The organism is Saccharopolyspora sp., assembly GCF_017434145.1.
In the GTDB taxonomy this organism is placed as follows: Bacteria; Actinomycetota; Actinomycetes; order Mycobacteriales; family Pseudonocardiaceae; genus Saccharopolyspora_C; species Saccharopolyspora_C galaxeae.
Genome location: NZ_JAFRFW010000312.1, coordinates 1 through 5,298, shown reverse-complemented (window position 1 = coordinate 5,298; position 5,298 = coordinate 1). Strand labels below are relative to the sequence as shown.

The 5,298-nt window shown below is 72.0% G+C and carries 4 protein-coding genes; all 4 read left to right on the top strand.

Annotation, left to right across the window (positions count from 1 at the left end; translation table 11 throughout):
- Positions 1-1,355: arginine--tRNA ligase (argS, locus tag IJH84_RS08645; protein WP_295142448.1), on the top strand; the 1,355-nt coding region annotated here is incomplete at its 5' end.
- 79 nt (positions 1,356-1,434) lie between these two features.
- On the top strand, positions 1,435-2,853 hold the full coding sequence (gene lysA, locus IJH84_RS08640) for a diaminopimelate decarboxylase (protein ID WP_200070332.1): 1,419 nt from the start codon (positions 1,435-1,437) through the stop codon (positions 2,851-2,853).
- Positions 2,854-4,158, top strand: a complete 1,305-nt coding sequence (locus IJH84_RS08635; protein WP_200070333.1) for a homoserine dehydrogenase — start codon at positions 2,854-2,856, stop codon at positions 4,156-4,158. It abuts the gene before it with no gap.
- Positions 4,155-5,243, top strand: a complete 1,089-nt coding sequence (gene thrC, locus IJH84_RS08630; RefSeq protein WP_200070334.1) for a threonine synthase — start codon at positions 4,155-4,157, stop codon at positions 5,241-5,243. The genes IJH84_RS08635 and thrC overlap by 4 nt, the downstream gene beginning before the upstream one ends.
- Positions 5,244-5,298: the final 55 nt, after the last annotated feature.

Here is a 5,298-nt window from a genome sequence, read left to right as displayed (position 1 = left end):
GCGAGGTGCTGTCCGCGGCCGCGGACTTCGGCAGCGGCGACCGCTACCGGGACCTGCGGGTGAACCTGGAGTTCGTATCGGCGAACCCGACCGGCCCGATGCACCTGGGCGGCGCGCGCTGGGCCGCGGTCGGTGACGCGCTCGGGCGCACCCTGTCCGCGCAGGGCGCCGAGGTGACCCGCGAGTACTACTTCAACGACGCGGGCGCGCAGATCGACCGCTTCGTGCGCTCGCTGATCGCCGCGGCGCAGGGCGAGCCCGTTCCGGAGGACGGCTACGGCGGCGACTACATCGGCGAGATCGCCAAGCAGGTGCGCGCCGAGCAGCCGGACGTGCTGGAACAGCCCGCGGACGAGCGCCACGAGACGTTCCGCCGGATCGGCGTGGGCCTGATGTTCGACGAGGTCAAGCGCAGCCTGCACGAGTTCGGCACCGACTTCGACGTGTTCTTCCACGAGGACTCGCTGCACAGCTCCGGCGCGGTGGCGCGCTCCGTGGAGCAGCTCAAGGAGTCCGGGCACCTGTACTTCGCCGACGGCGCCTGGTGGCTGCGCTCCACCGAGTTCGGCGACGATAAGGACCGGGTGCTGATCAAGAGCGACGGCGCCGCCGCCTACATCGCGGGCGACGTCGCCTACCTGCGCGACAAGCGCTCCCGCGGGTTCGACCTGTGCATCTACATGCTGGGCGCGGACCACCACGGCTACATCTCCCGGCTCAAGGCCGCGGCCGCCGCGTTCGACGACGATCCGGACTCGGTCGAGGTGCTGATCGGGCAGCTGGTGAACCTGGTGCGCGACGGCGAACCGGTCCGCATGAGCAAGCGCGCGGGCACCGTCGTGACCATGGAGGACCTGGTCGACGCGGTGGGCGTGGACGCGGCCCGGTACTCGCTGATCCGCTCGTCGGTGGACTCCGCGGTGGACATCGACCTGGACCTGATCAGCAAGCGCAGCAACGAGAACCCCGTCTACTACGTGCAGTACGCGCACGCCCGGCTCTCGTCGTTGCAGCGCAACGCCGAGTCGCTGGGCATCGAGCGGGGTCCGGTCGAGCAGGCGGATCTGGCGCTGCTGACCCACGAGCGGGAAGGCGACCTGATCCGCACGCTGGGCGAGTTCCCGCGGGTGGTGCTCTCCGCGGCGCAGCTGCGCGAGCCGCACCGCATCGCGCGGTACCTGGAGGACGTGGCCAGCGCCTACCACAAGTTCTACGACGCCTGCCGCGTGCTGCAGCCGGGCGACGACCAGGCGAGCCCGCTGACGGTGGCCCGCCTGCAGCTGTGCGAGGCGGCCCGCCAGGTGATCGCCAACGGCCTCGCGCTGCTCGGGGTCACCGCGCCCGAACAAATGTGAATTGCCGACACCGCCCGCGATCGGGCGGTCCGGATGCGGGCACCCGCATCCACCCGAGTTCTCATAAGGAGCCGCGATCATGCGCGCCCATCCCGCCGGGCCTCGGCACGCCGAAGTCCTGCTGCCGGGCAGCACCGCCGGGCCGCCCCCGGCCGCCGAAGCCGAACTCGACGAACTGCACCACCTGGTGTGGCCGCGCAACGCGCAGCGCGGCGACGACGGTGCGGTGCGCTTCGCCGGGACCGACGTCCGCGAGCTGGCCCGCGAGCACGGCACTCCGGTGTTCGTGCTGGACGAGGCCGACTTCCGGTCCCGCTGCGCGGAGTACGCGGCGGCCTTCGGCGACCCCGCTTCGGTGCACTACGCCTCGAAGGCGTTCCTGTGCACCGAGGTCGCGCGCTGGGTCGCCCAGGAGGGCCTGAGCCTGGACGTGTGCAGCGGCGGCGAGCTGCGCGTCGCGCTGCGCGCCGACTTCCCGCCGGAGCGGATCACCTTCCACGGCAACAACAAGTCCACCGCGGAGCTGACCGCGGCGGTGCAGGCCGGCGTCGGCTCGATCGTGCTGGACTCGTTCCACGAGATCGCGCGGCTGGAGCACATCGCCCACGAGCACGGCGTGCTGCAACCGGTGATGGTGCGGGTGACGGTCGGCGTCGAGGCGCACACCCACGAGTTCATCGCGACCGCGCACGAGGACCAGAAGTTCGGCTTCTCGCTGGCTTCCGGCGACGCCGCGGAAGCGGCCCGGCGAACCGTCAAGTCGCGCTCGTTGCAGCTGGTGGGCCTGCACAGCCACATCGGCTCGCAGATCTTCGACGACGACGGGTTCGGCCTGTCCGCGCACCGGGTGGTGGCGCTGCTGGCGGACCTGCGCGCCGAGCACGGCGCCGAGGTGATGGACAGCGTGCACACCGTCGACCTCGGCGGCGGCCTGGGCATCGCCTACACCTCGGAGGACGATCCGCTGCCGGTGCCGGAGCTGGCGTCCCGGCTGCACGAGATCGTGCGCAAGGAGTGCGAGTCCGCCGGGTTCGAGCCGCCGCGGGTGGCGGTCGAGCCGGGCCGGGCGATCGCCGGGCCGGGCACGGTCACCGTCTACGAAGTGGGAACGGTCAAGGACGTCGAGCTCGACGGCGGGGTCTCGCGGCGCTACGTCAGCGTGGACGGCGGGATGAGCGACAACATCCGGACCTCGCTCTACGACGCGATCTACGACTGCAGGCTGGTCTCCCGCGCCGCCGAAGCGCCGCCCACGCTGTCCCGCATCGTGGGCAAGCATTGTGAGTCCGGTGACGTAGTGGTGCGAGACTGCTGGCTGCCGGAGGACATTGCTCCGGGCGACCTGCTCGCGGTCGCCGCTACCGGTGCCTATTGCTACGTGATGGCGAGCAACTACAACCGGCTGCCCAAGCCGCCCGTGGTGGCGGTGCGGGACGGGCGGCCGAGGTTGCTGCTGCGCGGGGAGACCGAGGACGACCTGCTCCGGCTGGAGGTGTGAGTGATCGAGGACCGTGCACCGATCCGCGTCGCGCTGCTGGGCTGCGGCACGGTCGGAACCGAGGTGCTGCGGCTGCTGCAGGACCGGCCGGTCGAGTTCGCGGCCCGCGTCGGAGCTCCGGTGCAGGTGACCGGCGTCGCGGTGCGGCGCCCGCACAAGCACCCGGCGGTGCCCGAGCAGCTGCTGACCACGGACGCGACCGCGCTGGTCGACGGTGACGTCGACGTGGTGGTGGAGCTCATCGGCGGGATCGAACCGGCCCGTTCGCTGCTGCTGCGCGCGCTGCGGGCCGGCAAGTCCGTGGTGACCGGCAACAAGGCGCTGCTGGCGGAGTACGGCTCGGAGCTGTACGAGGCCGCCGACGAGGCCGGGGTGGACATCTACTTCGAGGCCGCCGTCGCCGGGGCGATCCCGCTGCTGCGCCCGCTGCGCGAGTCGCTGGCCGGGGACCGCATCCACCGCGTGATGGGCATCGTCAACGGCACCACGAACTACATCCTCTCCGCGATGGACTCCACCGGGGCGGGCTATTCGGAGACCCTGGACGAGGCGGGCAGGCTGGGCTACGCCGAGGCGGATCCGACCGCGGACGTGGACGGCTTCGACGCGGCGGCGAAGGCCGCGATCCTTGCCTCGCTGGCGTTCCACACCCGCGTGACCGCCAACGACGTGCACCGGGAGGGGATCTCCGCGGTCACTCCCGGCGACATCTCCGCGGCCAAGGAGCTGGACCGCACGGTCAAGCTGCTGTCGATCTGCGAGCGGGTCGTCGACGCCGACGGCACCGAGGCCGTTTCGGCCCGGGTGCACCCGGCGATGCTGCCGCGCAACCATCCGCTGGCGAGCGTGGGCGGCGCCTTCAACGCGGTGTTCGTGGAGGCCGAGGCCGCCGGGAACCTGATGTTCTACGGCCAGGGCGCCGGCGGCGGCCCGACCGCCAGCGCGGTGCTCGGCGACCTGGTCGCGGTGGCCCGGAACCTGGTGGTCTCGGGCCGGGGGCCGCGGGAGTCGGCGCACGCGAAGCTGGCGGTGCAGCCGATGGGATCGACGCCGACGCGCTACCACATCAGCCTGGACGTGGCGGACAAACCGGGTGTGCTCTCGCAGGTCGCGGCCACCTTCAACGACAACGATGTGAGCATTTCGGTGGTGCGCCAGGCGGGCCGCGGCGAAGAGGCCAGCCTGGTCGTGGTCACCCACACCGCGACCGACGCCGCACTCAAGTCCACTGTGGACAAGATTGCGGAGCTGCCCGCGGTGCGCGAGGTCGTCAGCGTGATGCGCGTGGAAGGTGAATCGTCGTGACCCCGAACATCCCTGGCGCGCCCGCGCGCGCGACCGGCTGGCCCGGCCTCATCGAGGCGTACCGGGATCGCGTCGACGTGCCCGAGGGCGCCCCGGCGGTGACCCTGCAGGAGGGCGGGACACCGCTGGTTCCCGCACCGCACCTCTCCGCGCTCACCGGCTGCGAAGTGCACCTCAAGGTCGAGGGCGCGAACCCGACCGGCTCGTTCAAGGACCGCGGGATGACCGTGGCCATGACGCACGCGCTCGCCGCCGGGAGCAAGGCAGTCATCTGCGCATCCACCGGCAACACCTCGGCATCGGCCGCGGCCTACGCCGCGCGCGCCGGGCTCACCTCCGCGGTGCTGGTGCCGCAGGGCAAGATCGCGATGGGCAAGCTCGCGCAGGCCGTGCTGCACGGCGCGAAGATCCTGCAGGTGCAGGGCAATTTCGACGACTGCCTGGAACTGGCCCGCAAGACCGCGGCCGAGCACCCGGTGACGCTGGTCAACTCGGTGAACCGGCTGCGCATCGAGGGGCAGAAGACCGCGGCGTTCGAGATCTGCGACGTGCTCGGCGCGGCACCGGACGTGCACTGCCTGCCGGTGGGCAACGCGGGCAACATCACCGCTTATTGGAAGGGCTACGCGGAGTACGCCGCGGACGGCCTGATCCCGGTCACGCCGCGGATGTTCGGCTTCCAGGCGGCCGGTTCGGCGCCGCTGGTGCGCGGCGAGCCGGTGACCGAACCGGAGACGATCGCCACCGCGATCCGCATCGGCAGCCCCGCGTCCTGGGAGGGCGCGCAGACCGCGAAGACCGCATCGGACGGATTGTTCGCCGCGGTCAGCGACGACGACATCCTGCACGCGTACCGGCTGCTGGCCTCCCGCGAGGGCGTGTTCGTCGAACCCGCGTCGGCCTCCAGCGTGGCCGGGCTGCTGGCCACCGCCGAGGACGGCAGGCTGCCCGCGGGGTCCAAGGTCGTGTGCACGGTGACCGGTCACGGGCTCAAGGACCCCGACACCGCGCTGGCGGGCATGGTCGAGGTCGAGCCGCTGCCGGTGGATCCGAGCGCCGTGGCCACCGCGCTGGAGCTGGCGTGAGCGGGCCTGCCGCTCCCCCACCCGCTGGCCCCCCATCCGCCGGTGCGGCCGTGCG